Annotated in this window: 18 protein-coding genes and 2 tRNA genes; 9 read left to right on the top strand and 11 right to left on the bottom strand. The window is 47.8% G+C overall.

What is annotated here, in order from left to right; translation table 11 throughout:
* Both speB and speD read right to left on the bottom strand, forming a co-directional pair.
* The gene (speB, locus tag COW20_20675; protein ID PIW45345.1) at positions 1-858 is read right to left on the bottom strand and encodes an agmatinase; all 858 of its coding nucleotides are present in this window, start codon (positions 856-858) and stop codon (positions 1-3) included.
* Entirely contained in the window at positions 858-1,283 is a 426-nt protein-coding gene (gene speD, locus COW20_20680; protein PIW45346.1) for an adenosylmethionine decarboxylase, read from the bottom strand. Before speD ends, speB begins: the two co-directional genes overlap by 1 nt.
* A gap of 263 nt (positions 1,284-1,546) precedes the next feature.
* Between speD and COW20_20685 the strand changes: the two genes are divergently transcribed.
* Complete coding sequence (locus COW20_20685) at positions 1,547-2,716, top strand: hypothetical protein (GenBank protein ID PIW45347.1); 1,170 nt, start codon at positions 1,547-1,549, stop codon at positions 2,714-2,716.
* 114 nt (positions 2,717-2,830) lie between these two features.
* On the top strand, positions 2,831-3,346 hold the full coding sequence (locus COW20_20690; GenBank protein PIW45348.1) for a hypothetical protein: 516 nt from the start codon (positions 2,831-2,833) through the stop codon (positions 3,344-3,346).
* Here the strand turns inward: COW20_20690 and COW20_20695 are convergent.
* From COW20_20695 to COW20_20710, 4 genes are all read right to left on the bottom strand, one after another.
* Positions 3,343-4,596 (bottom strand): adenosylhomocysteinase, encoded by a 1,254-nt coding sequence (locus tag COW20_20695; protein ID PIW45391.1) that lies wholly within the window; start codon positions 4,594-4,596, stop codon positions 3,343-3,345. The two genes, COW20_20690 and COW20_20695, sit on opposite strands and share 4 nt — an antisense overlap.
* A gap of 42 nt (positions 4,597-4,638) precedes the next feature.
* A tRNA-Glu gene (locus COW20_20700) sits at positions 4,639-4,711 on the bottom strand.
* A 3-nt stretch (positions 4,712-4,714) separates the two neighbouring features.
* Positions 4,715-4,790, bottom strand: a tRNA-Lys gene (locus COW20_20705).
* Between the two features lie 223 nt (positions 4,791-5,013).
* Complete coding sequence (locus COW20_20710) at positions 5,014-5,442, bottom strand: hypothetical protein (GenBank protein PIW45349.1); 429 nt, start codon at positions 5,440-5,442, stop codon at positions 5,014-5,016.
* Between the two features lie 25 nt (positions 5,443-5,467).
* Here COW20_20710 and COW20_20715 point away from each other — a divergent pair, with 25 nt between their 5' ends.
* The 6 genes from COW20_20715 to COW20_20740 all read left to right on the top strand — a co-directional run bounded on the left by COW20_20715 (position 5,468) and on the right by COW20_20740 (position 11,684).
* Positions 5,468-5,749, top strand: a complete 282-nt coding sequence (locus tag COW20_20715; protein PIW45350.1) for a hypothetical protein — start codon at positions 5,468-5,470, stop codon at positions 5,747-5,749.
* Positions 5,736-6,674, top strand: a complete 939-nt coding sequence (locus tag COW20_20720) for a hypothetical protein (protein PIW45351.1) — start codon at positions 5,736-5,738, stop codon at positions 6,672-6,674. The genes COW20_20715 and COW20_20720 overlap by 14 nt, the downstream gene beginning before the upstream one ends.
* Positions 6,675-6,763: 89 nt before the next feature.
* Positions 6,764-8,128 (top strand): magnesium transporter, encoded by a 1,365-nt coding sequence (gene mgtE, locus COW20_20725; protein ID PIW45352.1) that lies wholly within the window; start codon positions 6,764-6,766, stop codon positions 8,126-8,128.
* A 71-nt stretch (positions 8,129-8,199) separates the two neighbouring features.
* Complete coding sequence (locus COW20_20730) at positions 8,200-9,633, top strand: hypothetical protein (GenBank protein PIW45353.1); 1,434 nt, start codon at positions 8,200-8,202, stop codon at positions 9,631-9,633.
* A gap of 156 nt (positions 9,634-9,789) precedes the next feature.
* Positions 9,790-10,896 (top strand): tryptophan 2,3-dioxygenase, encoded by a 1,107-nt coding sequence (locus COW20_20735; protein ID PIW45354.1) that lies wholly within the window; start codon positions 9,790-9,792, stop codon positions 10,894-10,896.
* Positions 10,893-11,684 carry a short-chain dehydrogenase gene (locus COW20_20740; GenBank protein ID PIW45355.1) on the top strand — a complete coding sequence of 264 codons (792 nt, stop codon included), beginning with the start codon at positions 10,893-10,895 and terminating at the stop codon, positions 11,682-11,684. Before COW20_20735 ends, COW20_20740 begins: the two co-directional genes overlap by 4 nt.
* 23 nt (positions 11,685-11,707) lie before the next feature.
* Here the strand turns inward: COW20_20740 and mutY are convergent, their stop codons facing one another.
* Entirely contained in the window at positions 11,708-12,775 is a 1,068-nt protein-coding gene (gene mutY, locus COW20_20745; protein PIW45356.1) for an A/G-specific adenine glycosylase, read from the bottom strand.
* On the bottom strand, positions 12,772-13,077 hold the full coding sequence (locus COW20_20750; protein PIW45357.1) for a hypothetical protein: 306 nt from the start codon (positions 13,075-13,077) through the stop codon (positions 12,772-12,774). Before COW20_20750 ends, mutY begins: the two co-directional genes overlap by 4 nt.
* Before the next feature lie 89 nt (positions 13,078-13,166).
* Between COW20_20750 and COW20_20755 the strand changes: the two genes are divergently transcribed.
* Positions 13,167-14,201 (top strand): methylmalonyl Co-A mutase-associated GTPase MeaB, encoded by a 1,035-nt coding sequence (locus tag COW20_20755; GenBank protein ID PIW45358.1) that lies wholly within the window; start codon positions 13,167-13,169, stop codon positions 14,199-14,201.
* Here COW20_20755 and COW20_20760 read toward each other — a convergent pair.
* Genes COW20_20760 through COW20_20770 form a run of 3 tightly spaced genes read right to left on the bottom strand, consistent with a single transcriptional unit; the run spans position 14,187 to position 18,433 of the window.
* Positions 14,187-16,292 (bottom strand): hypothetical protein, encoded by a 2,106-nt coding sequence (locus COW20_20760; GenBank protein ID PIW45359.1) that lies wholly within the window; start codon positions 16,290-16,292, stop codon positions 14,187-14,189. The two genes, COW20_20755 and COW20_20760, sit on opposite strands and share 15 nt — an antisense overlap.
* On the bottom strand, positions 16,270-17,463 hold the full coding sequence (locus tag COW20_20765; protein ID PIW45360.1) for a hypothetical protein: 1,194 nt from the start codon (positions 17,461-17,463) through the stop codon (positions 16,270-16,272). Before COW20_20765 ends, COW20_20760 begins: the two co-directional genes overlap by 23 nt.
* 16 nt (positions 17,464-17,479) lie before the next feature.
* A complete protein-coding gene (locus tag COW20_20770) occupies positions 17,480-18,433 on the bottom strand; it encodes a tRNA glutamyl-Q(34) synthetase GluQRS (GenBank protein ID PIW45392.1) in 954 nt (317 codons plus the stop codon).
* Positions 18,434-18,623 lie beyond the last annotated feature (190 nt).

Raw genomic sequence — 18,623 nt, forward strand, 5'->3', positions numbered from 1 at the left:
TTATTTTCCTTTAGATTCTTGAAGTGCAATGATTTTATAAACCAGCTTGGCGGCTAAAAAATGAGAGGGGAAGGTATTTTCCCCAGGGCAAAGTTCGACGATATCGAAGCCAATCAGGTTTTTCTGCTGGATCACTGCTGCCAGCAAATCAAGGGTGGGATACCACAACAGGCCACCCGGTTCTGGGGTGCCCGTTGCAGGCATAATCGAAGGATCCAGGCCATCCAGATCGATCGTAAGATACACATTTTCATCCAAGGCATCCACAACCTCCTGGATCCATCCGGGTGTCCGATGGATATAGGCGGCTGTAAAAATTCGTGCCTGGCGAATATTCTCCAGCTCAGAAATATCCATGCTGCGAATCCCAACCCCCACAGGGCGGGCCCATTCTTTCATACGGGCCATGGCACAGGCATGGTTATAGGCGTTGCCCTCATAGCTTTCGCGCATATCAGAGTGCGCATCGATCTGCAAAACGGAGACGGGCCCTTGAACCCGTTCACAACAGGCTTTGCTCGAGCCGATTGGAACACAGTGATTGCCCCCCAGGGTAATCAAAAATTTTCCATCATCCAAAAGACGGTTGGCACGTGCCAAAACCTTTTCAAAAAGCAGATCTGGACTGTCTTTACAGATCAAGGGAGCATCGGTAAAGATGCCTGCCCGATAGGGCTCACTATCCGTTTCAAGATCGTAAAGTTCCATATGGGCAGACGCTTCAAGAATCGCGTCGGGCCCTTTTTCTGCGCCACGCAGCCAGGTACTGGTCTGGTCATAGGGAACTGGAAGCACCGCATAACGGGACGTGGCGTATTGGCAATATTCTGCTTCCAATCCCCCGAAAACGGGGGCCATCAAACAGATCCCACAAGCTCACGCGCAGGAGGCATTAAAGCACTGCTGCGGGGGAAATCATGTCCCCGTTTGAGCATTTGAATCGTAGGTTTTTTAGACTCAAAGAGTTCGATCAAATATTTTTCTGCAAAAGTGTAATCAAATGGCTTACAGGAAAATAAATCGATGAATACGTAATTTTTTTCTTGAAAAGTATGGATTGAAATATGACTTTCGGCAATTACCACAAATCCGGTAATTCCTTTGTCTTCTGGAACAAGCCCCTGGTATTTAAAGACATAGGGCTGGGTGATTTTTGTCATCCCTATTTTATCGGGAAGATTATTTAATATATCGAAAACAAGGTCAAAATCCTGAAGTTTTTCAGGATTACAGTCATTGAGATCGAGAGTCAGGTGTGGACCAAAGAAATCGGTTTTATCCATTTTAAGCTCCTATAAATCATAAAATAAGTTTTCGCCTTTCGAGCGTGTTTTTTACAAGATTATATGATAGCAAATCCAGGCAAAAATAAAAGTATTTTCAAGAATAAATTTTTATTTTTTGTGAATATCAGAGGGATATTACGAACAAGTAATATGCTTAAAAAATATATTTTTCATTCTCTTTCACATCAATACTCTATTTTTTATTAAATTAATACCCATATCGACATCAAAAGCTCGCTATTTCAGATGCCACAAGCGATATGGTAAGGTTAAGACTGAGGAAAGTCATGAATAAAAAAAATAATTTTCGGCATTCCAAAATTCTCCTGGTCACTCCCCGTTTCCCACCCGATGTCGGAGGCGTGGCCCAAGCTGTCTGGCGACAAGCACAACAACTTTCAAATCAGGGACATACCGTCAGTGTCTGGGTCAACAGTCCTGGCCTGCACCCCGAATCCCCCCCCTGTGAAGTGTTGCGCTTTCGCTCAGTTGAGGAAACAAATCCTATCCTGATTCTAAAAAAGCTTGAAGAAGCGCCCCCTGATTTGATCCATGCCTATTATCTCAGCGCCACTGCCCATCTCAGTCTGGAGTTGGGCAAGGCATTCAAAATTCCTGTCATCCTCAGTGCACGAGGAAACGATTTGGATCGGGATCTTTGGTTCCCACACAAACGATCAGAGCTTTTGTCATGGCTTCCCCAAGCGCAGGGGCTGAGCGGCGTTACCCAAGCACTGACAAAAAAGCTAAAGGTTTTAGTCCCTCAAAATGAGTGTATTCGTTGGGTTCCCAACAGTGTCGACCCGCTCAAATTCAAGCCTCTGCCCCGAGAAAAAGCAATTGCAAAAAAATTCAAAATTCCCACCCAAGGTCAACGCTTGGGTTTTGTAGGGGAACTGCGTCAGAAAAAAGGAGAGGCGATCCTTTTGCTCAGTTTTGCAACCCTTGCCAAGGAGTTTCCTGAGCTTTCACTGATTTTGATTGGCACAGTCCGTTCAGGAAAAGACAGCGAGTTGCTGAAAATCTTTTTATCCCAAAACCCTGAACTGAAAAACCGCATTTTTCACATTCCCAATCAGGCCCCTGGTGATCTGCCCCCCCTTTATGCCTGGTTAGATGGGGTGCTGTTTCCTTCCCTGCAGGAAGGACTCTCCAATGCGGCACTGGAAGCACTCAGTTGCGCACGCCCCGTGATTGCAACCGAGGTGGGGGGGTTTCCCGATTTGATTCACACGGGGCAAGAGGGACAACTGATTCTCCCCTATCAAACTGAAGCCCTGATTGAAGCCTGCCGTGAACTCTTGAAAAACCCTGAACAGGGCAAAGCCTGGGGTAAGGCTGGTCGAAAAAAAATCAAAGCCTATTTCAGCCCTGAGCAGGAACTCCAAAACTGGCTTACGCTCTATTCAGAAGTCTTGGCTCAATTCTAAAAGATTTTCAAGCTATGTTAGGATCACAAAAAAAGGAGTTTTTATGGTTGAGCTTGCGCAAAGGCATCAAATCGCATTGCATATCTATTACCCTCGCTAAAGGATTTTCAATACGTGAAAACAAAAACTGTTTACATTCAAAATGATTGGCAAGGAAAGATGCTCAAGCCCAGAGAAACAGTTTTTATCAAACTGAAACTTTTGCCAACAGGCCTCGAAGTGGAAATTCAAGCCCCTTATTTTGCGGATCCAGAACCTTTAGCCCCCCCCGGCAGTTGTGATGGGCTCTGGGATTATGAAGTGGTTGAACTGTTTATTGCCCATGGGGATCAGTATACAGAATTGGAGCTGGGCCCCCATGGGCATTATCTGTTACTCCAATTAAAGGGCATTCGCAAGGCCCTCACGCGGAATTCACAACTGACGTATCATTGGGAAAAATCTCAAGAAATCTGGTCTGGAAAAACGTTGATTCCGATCGAACTGCTGCCGCCAGAACCTTGGACCTTCAATGCCTATGCGATTCATGGAGTTGATGAGGAAAGGACGTATGCAGCACTTTTTGCAGTGCCTGGAGACGAACCCGATTTTCACCGCTTGCACTGTTTTCAAAACCTGGATTGGGATTAGGTGCCCAGTTCCCAACCCAATTGGTAAATTTCCTGTTCCTGGGTACGGGTATGAATTTGAATTCCCATGGCCTGCAGTTTGAGGCGCGCCACTTCTTCGTCAATATCGCCTGGCACTGCGTAAACTTTCTTTTCGAGCTGACCCAAGTGTTTGACCAGATATTCCAGAGAAAGGGCTTGATTGGCAAAACTCATATCCATTACCGAAGCAGGGTGACCATCCCCACAAGAAAGATTGATCAAACGCCCTTGGGCCAAGAGAAACAACCGTTTTTCGGGTAGCTGATAAGCTTCCACCAAGGGGCGAACCTCTTCTTTCGAGCTCGCCATTTCTTCAAGGGCCTGAATTTCGATTTCAGAATTGAAATGCCCTGCATTACAGAGAATGGCACCATCTTTCATCACTTCAAAATGGCTGCGGCGAATCACATTCAAATCTCCGGTGGCAGTGATAAAAATATCGCCCAGCCCCGCAGCCTGATCCATATGGGTGACAAAGAAACCATCCATGGCCGCTTCAAGCGCATGTAAAGGATTGACCTCAACCACGATCACAACGGCTCCCAAGCCTTTGGCGCGCATGGCCACCCCTTTACCACACCAACCATAGCCACAAACCACCAGCGTCTTACCCGCCAGCAGGATATTGGTAGAGCGCATCAGGGCATCTAAAGTACTTTGACCTGTTCCATAACGGTTATCAAAGAGATATTTGCTTTTGGCATTGTTGACAGCCATGACGGGAAACTGCAAAACCCCATTGCGGGCCATGCTGCTCAGACGGGTCACACCTGTGGTCGTCTGTTCGGTTCCCCCAGCAATTTCAGGTAATTGTGAGGGGCGCTTTTTGTGCAATTCTGAGATTAAATCCGCCCCATCATCCAAAGTGAGATGCGGATGAGCATCTAAAACCGCATTGATATGTTTGTAATAGGTGATATTGTCTTCTCCACGTCGGGCAAAAACAGGAATATCCAATTCACAGGCCAAGGCCGCAGCCACATCATCTTGGGTACTGAGCGGATTCGAGGCACAAAGCGTAACCTCAGCCCCACCGGCTTTCAGTGTGCGCATAAGATTTGCTGTTTCAGGGGTCACATGCATGCAGGCACCTACACGGTAACCTTGAAGGGGAAGACGGGATTCGAAGTCTTGTCGAATTTGACGAAGGACCGACATTTGATTATCAGCCCAGAGAATTTTACTCATTCCCGAAGGTGCCAATTGAGGATCGGTGATATCGTAGGCCACCAAGGGAACTCCATGAAAAAAAGATAACAAAGAAAAACAAAATACCCGTAAGGGGATTCGAACCCCTGTCGCCGCCGTGAAAGGGCGGTGTCCTAGGCCTCTAGACGATACGGGCAGGTGGTGAGCCATCCGCGACTCGAACGCGGGACCCATTGATTAAAAGTCAATTGCTCTACCAACTGAGCTAATGGCTCATGTTACCACAGTTGTTTCGGGTTGTCATCAGGTTTTAAGAGCTGATTTTTAAGAATCTGAACTTAGCGCCTAGAGTGCGTTAAGCCGTTTTCTTGTCCGAAACATAGGTTAGTATAAACGATGGTTATGCCGGGTGCAATAGGAATCAATCCAAGAATCTTATTTTTCCTTTAATAAAATTTAATCAAGAAATTTAGATTATTTCTTCTCAGTTTAAACTTCTCAAAGCCATTCTGGGGCATTCTTAAGCTCCCACAAATGGGTTTCTGATTGAATCAGCCACTGTCTCTCGTTTTCAGAAAGCAGGTCAAGCAGTTCAGGTTTTTCAAGCCAAACACAGGCAGGTTTTTCAGCCATTTGAGCAAAAAAAACTGCTGCAAAAATTAAGTTTGGCTCAGAGACACAGAGCGCCTGCCAATCCAGTCTCTGGAGTAAATGCTCAAGAAACTGTAAATTTTCAACAGGGTTGTGGGTTTGGCCCCAGAACAGAACAGAAACAGGATCTCGCACGAGCAGATGCGTGTCCCATGGACGCAAATCAGCACAGCCCAAAAGATGTAAAATGCGCCAATGCTCAGGCAGCTCTGGCAATCTCTGTGCTGATGAATTTGGGTAGGGCCCCAACCAAACTAATTGAGAAAATTTCTTCATGGCAACTCCATGTTATCATAGGGGCATGAGTGAAAATTGTCAGGCTGTGATTGGCTTTTTAATCCCTCGGCAGGCATGCAAAAACCTCGCTGAAACACACTGTGAAAATTGCAAAATACCCATTTGCGCAAAGCATACCCAGATAGATTCATCAGGTGCTCTGTGCCCGGTATGTGCCTTGCCCTATGATCTTAAGCATTTTAAGCTCAATGAGCAAATCCGCTTTAGCGCAGAAGATCTTGAACAGTTTTCAGAAGCCTGGCGCAAACAAAAAGGCCAGCAGGGCGGCTGGGTTGACTTTACCTGAACATCGGGTCTTGTTTTACGCACCAGGAGGGGGCACCGGCCATCTCAACCGGGCCTACGCACTGGCGCGAAGCTTAAAAAAAATAAGGCCCCATCTTTCCCCCTTGATCCTGACCAGTGCCCCCTTTTTACCGCCCCTGATTCAGGAAGGCCTGAGCGTCTTGCGCATGCCCTCTCCCACAGAACAAAACCAGTCAGGATTCTCCCTTCAGCTGCTTGAAACCCTGTGTTTAAAGGCCTCTCCCCAGGTCTTGCTGGTAGATACACACAGTGTAGGAATGAACGAAGACTTCGCTCAATTCTGGTCAAAATTCAAGGGGTATAAAATTTTTCTGCGCAGAGATCTTCAAACCCCGCTCCACACTGCCTATGACCAAAACTGGTTGCTTACACCTGCTGAAAAAGGCTATTTGGTCAACAGGGAAAAAAGTGAGCTTTTCGCGCCTGAGCTGGCGCGAAAAATTTTGAGAGCCAGCAGCAATCTCCCCCTGGTCTTGATCGCCCACAATGGCCCCCCCAGCGAAACCTATGCGCTGTTCATGCGACTTTGGCTGGCCCTCAAGCATGCTCCACTTGAACTGCGTTTTGCCTCTTTTTTATCCCCCCTGCCTGAACTAGCGGCATACTGGATACACTATTTTCCACTTTCAGAAATTTTGACTGGGGTCGATCTCTTGATTGGGGGAGGGGGATACAATTTAATTGCCGAAAGTAGGGTTTTTTCAAAAAAAATTCTAAGTTTTGCCTTTGAACGCCCCCTGGATCATCAGGCCGCCAGAATCCAACCCCATGAAATTTTGAATACAGAAGATTCACCCCAACAAATTCAAAGCAGGATTTTTTCTCGCTTAAAGGACGCACTTCCTGAGGCCAGCTCAGATCAGACAGCCCACCAACTTGCCCAGGAAATTTCTGACTTGCTTTGAGATATTTCTTGGCGCTTTCTGCATAAAACCATTCTGTTATTGCGCACGGGGGCAGTATACTGCAGGCAGTGCTGTTTCAGGAGCTTCGCATGCCCACTGATAAACTCAATCTGGATTTTTTACCACGCCATCTGACCTTGCTCTTAGAGCAGGAAAAAAAATCTGAAATTCAGGCGCTTTTAAGCCAATTCAGGCCTGAAGACGTCGCCGAAATTCTGCTGCAACTTGAAGAGGAACAGATCCGTCAGGTTTTGACCTGGATTGATGCAGAATTGGCGAGTGAATTGGTGATTCATATTGATTCAGATTATTGGCATGAGTTGCTGACGCCCCTGAATGAAACCCGTCTGGTTGAAATTATTGAAGAACTGCCCTCAGATGAAGCGGCCGACTTGCTGAATGAATTGGACGATGAACTCTCAGAAAAAATTCTTGAATCTCAGGCAAACTCAGAGTCTTTTCGCAATTTAAGCAATCTTCTGCAATACCCGGATGACGCTGCCGGCGCCTTGATGAATCCAGATATTGTCTATGTACCTGAATCCTTGAATACCGATCAGGCCCTGGCCATGATCCGCGAAAATATTGAATCCTTTAAAGATATCAACTATATCTATATCACCGATGAAAAACAGCGGCTCACAGGCGTTTTGCCCCTGCCCTCACTGATAGCAGCCCCCCACCAGTCCTTGATTGAAGAAGTCATGAGCCGTGATGTGATTGCCGTCGATGTCATGATGGATGAAGACGACGTGGTGGATATTGTACGCAAATATGAACTCATGACTGTCCCGGTGATCGATGTGCATCAACGCTTGATCGGCATTATCACCGTTGACGATATTATGGATGTTATGGAAGAACAGGCCGATGAAGAGGCCTATAAAATGGCTGCTTTGGGAGACCCTGACAATCAATCTTCAGCCTTTGAAGCTGCCATGGCCCGCATTCCCTGGTTATTGGTCTGCCTGGGCGGTTCTATGTCTGCTGGTACGATCATCCATCTCTACCAAAGTACCTTGGAGCAAGCCATTGTTCTAGCCTCTTTTATGCCCGCAGTCATGGGCATGGCAGGCAATACCGGCGTGCAAACCTCTACTCTGTTGATTCGCAATATGGGCGGGGGCCCCACTCCCCGCCATTTTCTCTGGCGCATGGTACTCCAAGAGTTTCGCACTGCTTTTGTGATTGGCTTACTCTGTGGCAGTATTGCCAGTTCCGTTGCGTTTTTCCTCTTTCATGCCAATCCTTGGATTGGTGGGGTTATTGGTCTGTCACTCTGTTTAAGTATTTTGTTCTCAACCTTTTTAGGAACCAGTATCCCCTTTCTGTTTCAAAAATTCTCAATTGACCCTGCTGTTGCCTCTGGCCCCTTTGTGACCACCATCAACGACTCAACGGCCCTGATCATTTATTTGGGAATCGCCAGTGCCATCCTTCCCTTTCTTCATTAGTTCTTAAACTTTTTTTATTGTCAGTATAAGAAAGAATCTCCAGTTTTCAGGCATAACTAAATTATTAATGAATGCGTAGAGGATATCCAATGAAAGTATTTGCCCGTCTGTCTTCCGCTCTGCTTGGCCTGACTGTTATGGTTGGTTGCTCTTCTCAAACTCTGCCTTTGGCACTCAATCCCGCACGTGTACCTGCCCAACTTGGCAGCATGAGTACGCGCGCAGCCAGCCCTCTTGCCAGTTCCCAGTTGATGGTCACAGACCATTTTACCCAATGGATCAAATCGCAACAGCCAAGCAACCGTCAAATCGGTGCTGCCTCTGAAGAAATTACGCAAGGCGCACCCGTAGATGGTCAAGCCGTAGACAAACTGCCTCCTGTCCAGGCCAAACCCTTTACCTATTTCACCTATGAAGCTTTGGACAATAACCTTTTCGGAGATTTAAACCGCGTATTAGACGCCCTTGAGTTGGTGGGCAGCAATTCACAAATGAACTTACTCGCTCAAACCGACAGCTATGGTGGTGGCAATACTGCCCGCTACTATATTTCTCCCAATAAAGAATTCAATGATAATGCGCCGATTGTAGCTTCTCCCTATGTCAAACTGGGGCCCGATGCTGAAAATTCAGGCGATCCCCGCACCCTCGCAAATGCCCTCAACTGGGCCTATAAGGCTTACCCTGCCCGCTATAACTGGTTGAATATCAGTTCTCATGGTATGGGTTTTGCAGGCATCGCCTATGATGACGCTCCTGAAGCCAGCATGAATATTATGAGTTTTGCCCAAGGTGTTCGCCAGGGCATGGGCGGCAAAAAGTTGGATATTGTCAGTTTTGATGCCTGTCTGATGGCGACTGTCGAAGTCGGTTCTGAATTGCAGGATGTCGCCAATATCATGGTCGGTTCTGAAGATTCCACCTATTATTGGGGTCACGGTTATGCACAGACCATGGCAAAAATTGCCCAAAATCCTGCTGCCATGAATCCTGATCAAATCGTTCGCTCGATGGTTCTGGATGTCCACAGCAAGGGCGCAGGCAACCAAACCCTGACGATTTCTGCAACTGACCTTCGCAAAATGAGCGCACTCGAACCTGAATTGGATTTGCTCGCTCGCGCTCTGCGCAAAGCATTGGCTGGCCCTCAGCGCGCCAATGTGATTCGCGCCATGCAACTTACCCGTGAGTTTCATCTGGGTGAAAATATTCCCTTCCGTGATCTCAACCGGATTCTGAATCTTTCCAAAACCAATATCCAAGATCCCGCTGTTGCACAGGCTGCAGATCGCATCAACAATGTCCTGTTCCGCCGTGGCCTGATCATGCTGGCCCGTCAGAACAAACTTGAAAAGGGTGAAGGTCGTGGACTTTCAATTTACCTGCCCACCGATGGCCAGGGTGTCAGCCAGACCTACCGCCAGACACGTCTGGCACGCTCAACCCAGTGGGACGAATTCCTGCTGGATCTGAACGCAGCAATTGCCACACCGGCCACCCGCTAAATTAAAAGTTTCCTTTTTATACTCTCTACGCTATTGGGGGCGAAATTTCGCCCCTTTTTCTTTTTTTGAAAACTGAGATTAAATAGCTCTCTGCTTTGACAAGCCGCCCCTGAGCTGGGGATAATGGAAATTAGCATTTTCTGGAAAGTGACTCCTATGGCAGAACAAAACGCCTCTTCACCGGTTTATTACGCAGACTATCTCAAGCTTGATAAAATTTTAGATGCTCAGAAACCACTCAGCAATCTTGAAGGCCAAGCTGCACATGATGAAATGCTTTTTATCATTATTCATCAAGCCTATGAGCTCTGGTTTAAACAGGTTCTTCACGAACTGGATTCAGTCATGGCATTCTTTCGCCAACCCACCGTCAGTGAAGATCAAATGGGAATTGCTGTCGCGCGTCTGGAGCGAATCATTGAAATACAACGCCTGATGCTGATGCAGATGCAAGTCTTGCAAACTATGCAACCCCTTGATTTTCTTGATTTTCGTGATCAACTCTATCCAGCTTCAGGTTTCCAGTCTTATCAGTTCAGGATCCTCGAAAACCGTTTGGGCTTAAAACCTGAACAAAGGGTGCCCTACCACCAGGGGCGTTACGATGCCAGTTTGGATGCGCGCCACCAAAATCTTTTGAAAACAGCTGAGTCTGAGCCTTCTTTGCTCGAACTGGTTGAAAAATGGCTGGAGAGAACCCCCTTCTTAACCTTTGGGGGATTTGACTTTTGGGAATCTTACCGCCAGGCTGTTGAAGCTCTTTTTGACGGGGATGCAGCAAGAATTTCAAGCAATCCCCTGCTGGGCAGTGAAGATATCCAACAACATTTGGCAAGACTCCACAGCACCCGTGAAACCTTTGCCACGCTTTTTTCTGAAGCACAGTATCAAGAACTCCAGCACAAAGGGGAGCGCCGCCTCTCCTATAAAGCCACCAAAGCAGCCCTGCTGATTCTGCTCTATCGAGAGCGCCCCATTCTTCATCTGCCCTACCGCCTGCTCAATGCCTTGAGCACCATCGACGAACTGCTGACCACCTGGCGTTATCGCCATGCCCTCAATGTTCAGCGTATGATTGGAACCAAAGTAGGCACCGGGGGCTCAATGGGCTTTGAGTATTTATTGCAGACCATGGCTTCTCACCGCATTTTTGGAGATTTTAATCAACTTTCCACCTTTATGATTCCCCGTTCAGCCCTGCCCGATCTGCCCACAGAAATTGAACGCCAATTGGGCTTCTTTTACCAGGGGGAACCCGTATGAAGACCCTCAGCCTGGAAGGAAAACGCGCACTTGTATGCGGGGCCAGCAAAGGAATTGGCAAAGCCGTTGCAATGCTTCTGGCTGAACGGGGTGCAGAAGTCGTCGCCGTGGCCCGCAATGCCAATACCTTAAAACAATTGGTAAACGAACTGCCCACACCAAATCATCAAGCGCACAGTTGGCTGGCTGCAGATTTCAGTTCGCCATCGCTTCTGGCCAGTGAATTGCAAACCTTTCTGGCCGGAGAAGCCCCCTTCCAGATTCTGATCCACAATACGGGTGGGCCTCCCCCCGGCCTTATTCATCAAGCGTCGCTGGAAGCTTTCAGTCTGGCGTTTGCTCAGCATCTGCTTGCGGGTCAAGTCTTGGTGCAGGCTTTACTGCCTGGCATGCAAGCCAGCCAATATGGCCGCATCATCAATATTGTCTCCACCTCTGTCCGTCAACCGATTCCTGGTTTGGGGGTTTCAAATACCGTGCGGGCTGCAGTTGCCGCCTGGGCAAAAACCCTGGCCGATGAACTGGCTCCCATGGGCATTACCGTCAATAATGTTTTGCCAGGTTTTACCCGCACCGAGCGCTTGGCTCAGATTATTGCCACCCGCGCAGAAAAACAGGGCCTCAGCCCTGAAGCAGTGGAGGCAGCCATGCTCGCAGAAGTTCCTGCTGGCCGTTTTGCTGAACCTGAAGAAACCGCTGAAGCCGTTGCTTTTCTTGCTTCCCAAGCCGCGAGTTATATTACAGGCACCCATTTACCCGTCGATGGTGGGCGTTTGAGGCCACTGTAAGTAAAGAATAATGTTTTCTAGCTTCAACTAAAAAACAGTGGCATTTCTTTCAAAAATTTAAAGATCTTCTGATGGGCCACAGGAATGGCCTGGGCTTGATTTTGACAGGGATCATGCCAGCTCCAATGGCCTGGCAAATCAGGGAAAGTTCTCTTTCCCAATTCTGGGATCGCCCAAATCTGCATTTCAAGCTGACGATGCGTTAAGGTATGTGAAACCGTTCCGATCGCTTGAGGTTCAGCGATCTGAAGCCCCGTTTCATTGAGAATCAGCGTTTCCAAACGGGAGAGATCGGATTCCCAGGGCAAGACCCATAATTGGTGAAAAATTCCACTTTCACGTTGTTGCCGCAACAAATATTTGCCCTGATACCGAATAAGAGCCACCTGCAAGTCTAAGCGCTTGATTTTGGTTTTACTGCTTTTAATAGGAAACTGCTCTGGATCAGCCTGAATTTTTGCCAAACAGCCTGTGTGAAGGGGGCAATCCTGACAGAGCGGATTGACAGGTTTGCAAACAGTGGCCCCCAATTCCATCAAGGCCTGATTGAAGTCTCCAGGCCGTACAGGGTCCAGTAAAATACGCACCTGTTGATCCAGCCAGCGTTGGGCGGGTGGCTTGTCAATCGGATCGGCATAGGCGTAGAGACGTGAAAATACGCGATTGACATTGCCATCAATCGCAGGTTCGCAGATATCAAAGGCAATGCTGGCAATCGCTCCGGCAGTATAAGGGCCGACCCCCGGAATTTTAAGCAAATCTTCAACCCGAGAGGGCATTTCTCCAGCAAATTCAGCCAGAACAAACTGTGCTCCCTTTTGCAGATTGCGGGCCCGACTGTAATAGCCCAACCCTTCCCAGAGTTTTAAGACCTTTTCGCTGGGGCTCTGGGCCAAAGCTTCAAGCGTGGGAAAGGCTTCTAAAAAACGTTTGAAATAAGGTTTAACGGTATTGACCTGGGTTTGCTGCAACATGATCTCAGAAACCCAAATCTGGTAAGGGTCTTTGCTTTCACGCCAGGGCATCTGACGCAATTCAGGCTGAAACCAGCCCAAAAGATTTGCTCGGAATCGCTCAGGGCTTAGTTTCATGAGTCCGCTGTAACTGCCAGAATATAATCGCGAATCGCACGGGCTTCGTCTTCATTGATGATTTTTTGCTGCAAATAGCGCAATAGAATGATTTCAATCGTGACGTTGTGGCGGTAAAAATCTGGCGCAATCAGCAAATGACACTGACCACAGCGTTGGATATAGACCTTTTTCTCTTTTTCTATACTTTCATTGCCCGGCAAATCAGCAGCCCGAATTTTGGGGGCAAAGAAATAGGTCAATAAACAGCCTGAAAGCAGGAATGTACTGAATAAAACAATGATGAATGGCAGGCGTTTCATGAAAAAACAGTGTAACACAGGCCAGACAGCTTTAGAGCGAGCGAATGAGAAGCGGCAGGAAGAACAAGCTGGTCTTGTTTTGATTCTGAATGATAAAATGGGGAATGCCCAATCTACCCCGTCGCAAAAGTTATAGCCCGATCGAACTGATTCAGGGAATTCAATCCGGCAATCGCACCCTTTTGTCGCGCGCGATTACACTTGCTGAAAGCAGTCTGCCGCATCACCAGATCCAGGCCCGAGAGGTTTTGCAGGCCCTTTTGCCCACTTCTGGGCAATCCCTGCGTTTGGGCATCACCGGAGCACCTGGAGCAGGAAAAAGCACCCTGATTGAAGCGTTGGGGCTGAAACTGCTTGAGAAAGGGCATAAACTGGCTGTTTTGGCAATAGACCCAAGTTCACAGCTCAGTCAGGGAAGCATCTTGGGGGATAAAACCCGCATGGAAGCACTGAGCCGCCATGAAAACTGTTATATTCGTCCGTCTCCCGCCAGTGGCCACCTCGGAGGCGTTGGCCGACATACCCGTGAAGCCATGCTGCTCTGCGAGGCAGCTGGCTATGATATTGTGCTGGTCGAAACGGTTGGGGTCGGTCAAAGCGAATATCTCGTGCGCTCAATGGTCGATTTTTTTCTGCTTCTGCTACTGCCGGGCGCAGGCGATGAGTTGCAGGGGATAAAAAAGGGAGTGATGGAAATGGTCGATGCCGTTCTGGTCAATAAAGCGGATGGTGAAAACCGTTTACGCGCCCAAGCTTCAGCCCAGGAATACCGCCTCGCCCTCAAATACCTTACACCTGCGACAGAAGGTTGGAAAGTTCCGGTTTTACTCACTTCTGCCTTAGAAAAAACGGGCTTGGAACAATTCTGGCAGGTCGTTGAAAACTTCAAGACCGAAACCAAGCAAAAAGGACTGTGGGAGAAACGCAGAAGTCATCAATTGCTTGAATGGTTTGAACAAGCGCTAATTGAAGAGCTCAAAACCCGATTTTTTCAGACGCCTTCTGTTCAAACCCTGCTTCCAGAGTTAAAAAGCCAGATCAGTCAGGGGCAAAGATTGGTTTCGGATGCGGTTGAAAAACTGCTAAACCACTGGCAAAAACCTGAAGAATCAACTGGGGGGTAAAGAAATTTCGACTTGGTGCTCCAATTCTGGAACATAGCAGGTCGAGCGATTCCTGCCGCCATGTTTAGACGCGTAAAGCGCAATATCTGCCTTTTCAATCAAACTTTCGCGACTGTCTGCCTGCAGTGGAAACTCAGCACACCCCAGACTGATCGTCACTTTCAAGCTTTGCCCTTCATATTCAAAATGTGCAGCTTCAATACTCTGCCGCAAACGCTCTGCCACCTGCCAGGCCCCCTGCAAATCGGTATCGGGCATGATAATCGCAAATTCTTCTCCCCCATAGCGGGCAGCAGTATCCACGCCATCGCGAATACTGTGCCCAACCAATGAGGCCACCCGTCTCAAAACCGCATCTCCAGCCTGGTGCCCATAGGTATCATTAAAACGCTTGAAATAATCAATATCAAAGAGAATCAAAGCTGTTTGCATCTGAAAACGCAAACTCCGTTTGAGTTCCTGCTCCAACATATCCTGAAAATAGCGGCGGATATAGAGACCTGTGAGCCCATCTGTAATAGACAACTCATACAATTCAGCATTTTTAATCGCAATTGCCACTTGTTTGGCAATATCCTGTAATTGTATCAAATCCTCCGCTTGAAAGCCTCCCGCTTTATTATCCAGGCTGATCACCCCCAAAATTGTCTCCTCTACCTGAAGAGGCAAACAGAGCAGATTGGCCAGGCGTTGATCCATTTCCTGAAAATGATAGGGCTTAAAGCGAGGATCCTGATGGGGGTCATTGCACAAAATGGCTTCTCCCGTTTGAGCCACATAGCCTGCAATGCCTTCTCCTATACTGAAAGATATCCGTTCATGCACATTGACCGGATGCAGATCCCGACGTGGGTCATAGACCACTTTCAAGAGCAATTGACCGGAGTCACGATCTACCAACATAATCGACCCCTGCTGGGCCTGAATGGCCTCAATCACAATCGTCAAGACCTGTAAAAGCAATTCATTGCCTGAACGCGAGATAATCGCCTGGTTGATTTCATCGCGAATCGTCAAATTCGAAATCATGAGTTCTTTTTCGCGCAAGGTTTGGCGAATCTCAAGGCGCATAGAATCCAAAGTCTGCGCCAAGACGCCAAATTCATCCTGTGATTCCAGTTGCACCTGGGTATCCAAATCACCCGCTTCAACTTTCTGAGACAAACGCACCAACTCCATTAATTTTGAGATAAAATTGCGCGAAAGCCCCAAAGCAATGATCAGGGCCAATACTATCGCAGCAAACTCAACAATCACAAGCACTTCCTTAATCGAAGCCATCATCTGATGCATCTGTGCCACACTCAAAGCGACGACCAGCAAATACTCCCCATTGCGTACAGAATGACTGACCGAAGAGAGCATATACGGCAAACTGCGGGAAACATGATTTTTTCTTTTGTCGGCCATGAGCATTTTCAAGAGCCCCTGAGAAGAGCTTTCATCAAGCGTTGTCGCCAAAACATGGCCCTCAGCGCCCGCTTGAACCACCATTACTTCAGTCCCTGAAATTTTGCGAATCTGGTCCACCAATTGATGTGAAACACGGAAAGAAATCCCCATCGCAGCAATCGGCCGTGGTTTGGAGGCATGGTAGAGTGGCAGGCTTGAGCAGATCAGCAGTTCGTCCCCCGCAAAAAACCGACTGTTCTTAAATTCACCTTTGAGGGCCGCCTGGATATGATCTGCGGGCACCAACTGTTTTGACTGCCGTGGTTCAGCCACCATCAACTGCCCGTTGGGGGCATAGATTTCAATTACTGCATCGTAAAGTTGAAGATTCAAATCCTGATACAAATCGCTTAAATGGTTGATCAAGGTCAGATAGTTATTGCTGTTCACGGCCTGAGAAACAGACTGTGACTGGCTGATAACCCGGGTTTTCAAAAAAAGATCCTGGGCATATTCTTCAAAGATATTGGAGGCCACCTGCGCCGAATCCTGCGCCTGTTGGGCAAACATTTCTTCCATGCGATGTTCTAAAAGTCCAGAACTCCAAATCGCAGAAAGCAAAGTGGGAAGCAAAGCTGCCAATAAAAAGAAAGCAGGCAAACGAAACCGAATCGACTTAATGAAAGTAATACGCATCATGACGCACTTTCTTCTGCAAATCTTGAAGTGCAGAATCGACCCAAAACTCAAGTTTTTCGGGTTCTTTAAAGCACTGCCCCAAAAGCCAGTTGAGCTCCTGCCAAACGTCTTTCATCAGGGGGCTGTTGGGCATGGGAAGACCTTTTTGAGCTTGTTCATAAAACTCCCGTTTGAGAGCAGGAATATCTGCCGACTGATACAGTTTCGCATCAACCGGCAGATTGTCCAAGTCTTGAAGGGCCTGTTTCTGAACCTCAGGACGCGCCACAAAATCTAACCAAACCTTGGCATGCTGATGTGACTTGCCCCAAGGATTCACGGCAAAGCCTTTGACCCCCACCAAGGGACGCAGAATCCGGTGTCCCTCAAGCGCTGGCAAAGCGCTAATAGCCAAAGGAATATGATTTTCTTGAGGTGCAGCCAGGGCCCAAGGCCCTGAAATCATCAGCGCAGCCTTGCCTGAACTGAAAAGATTCAAAGTAGCAGAAGCCGAAGACTGAGCAGGGACCAACCCCATTTTTTGCAAGGACAGCGCATAGCGAATCGATTGAATCAAGGGCTCACGCTTCAAGGCCAGATTCCCCTGAGAATCCAGAATTTTTCCCCCGAAGGCATGGAAAAAAGCGGCATGAAAATAAAAGTTCTGATTGTCGTACATCAAGGGAAAAACTGCCTCAGATTTTTGAATCGGTTGAATTTCCGCAAAACTTTTCGGAGCCTGGGGCAAGTATTCTGTATTACGAATCAAAGCAATGACTTGAAAAACAAAGGGTTGAGCATAATACTTTCCCTGGTAACCCAAACTTTCCCTTGAAAAAGCCAAACTGTTCGGATTGGGCTCTGTCAGTGAAAGCAAAAGTTTTTGCTCTGCCAATTCACCCACCCAATCACTCATCAGATAGAGCAGATCTGGCTCTCCAGATTCACGGGCTTCACCGGCATAACGCGGCTTCAAATCTGCAAAGGGCACAAAACGCAATCGCAGTTTGTACTGGGGGTTTTCGGATTCAAACTGACGCGCCAGGTGTTTGAAAAAGCGCATTTCTTTGTCATTGCTGTCCAACCACAGGTTCAGGACCACGGTTTCTGAAACCTGAGACCGACAGGCCAAAACCAGCACAAGAGAAATCAAAAACAGAAACAAGCCCCGGAACTTGGACATGCGCTTCATTCTGGCCTTTTTTATTTCAAGTATTATAACACCCGACTCCCAACCACTCTAAGTCAGAATTCTGCAAACAATAGGGGGATGTGTTCAACTGCTCAATCCGGTAGGTCTTCAATACTTCATACAGACTGACCTCCAGCAACTCAGGCAAAAGCCCCAAACTATAGGCCAAAAATCCCAAAACGCGATGTGATGCGATTCCTGAATGACGCAGCGCATGCAGTGTTAAATCTCCCTTTCTTTTCGAAAGCCGGTTCCCTTCTGAATCCAGCAAAAGAGGAAGATGCAAAAATTGAGGGGGGGGCTGCCCCAAGGCCTGATAAATAACAATTTGCGCGGCAGTAGAAGGCAGCAAATCATCCCCCCTCACCACCTCTGTAATCTGCATGGCCAGATCATCTGCAACGACCGCCAGTTGATAAGCCCATTCGCCATCCGCTCTGCGCAGAATAAAATCGCCCACTTCAAAGGCTTGCGGGCCCTGCAAGGCATCATGAAAAGAAATTTTCTGCTGGGGGCCTCGAAAGCGCAAACTTGGCGTTTTGCCTTCCTGCTGTTTGCAAAAGCTTAAAATCTGGTTTAACTCACGCTCTTTCAGGCCATAGCCTTCTATTGGGCCGTGGGGGGCGCTGGCAATTGCCTGAACTTCTTTCCGGGAAAGATAACAGGGGTATACCCACTCCCTGAGCTGGGCCAAGACTTCTGCATAATAGGCATGTCTTTTGCTCTGGTGATAGGGTCCCCAGGGGCCTGAGACATCAGGCCCCTCATCCCAATCTAAACCCAACCATTGCAATTCAGACAGATTCAATTCTGAAACACCGGGCTTGCAACGTTGACGGTCTAAATCCTCATTGCGCAAAATAAAGATTCCCTCACGCGAACGTGTCGACAACCAAGCCGCCAAGGCAGTACGGGCATTGCCCAAATGTAACCCCCCAGTAGGCGAGGGTGCAAACCGGCCACGAATCATTTGAATGGCCCCCACTTCCTTTTCTACTGCCACTTTCCTAACCTTTTCAATTATAGCGAAGGAAGAAAGCGAGATTGTAGCGAATGAAAATTAAAGCTTGTGTTCTATCTGGCTGAACTGAAGCCTTGAAAAGTGCTAGAATGGTCTTGCTGTACTCCAGACCACGACCAGTTATCATCAAAGCCAGAAG

Source organism: bacterium (Candidatus Blackallbacteria) CG13_big_fil_rev_8_21_14_2_50_49_14 (assembly GCA_002783405.1).
Taxonomy (GTDB): Bacteria; Cyanobacteriota; Sericytochromatia; order UBA7694; family UBA7694.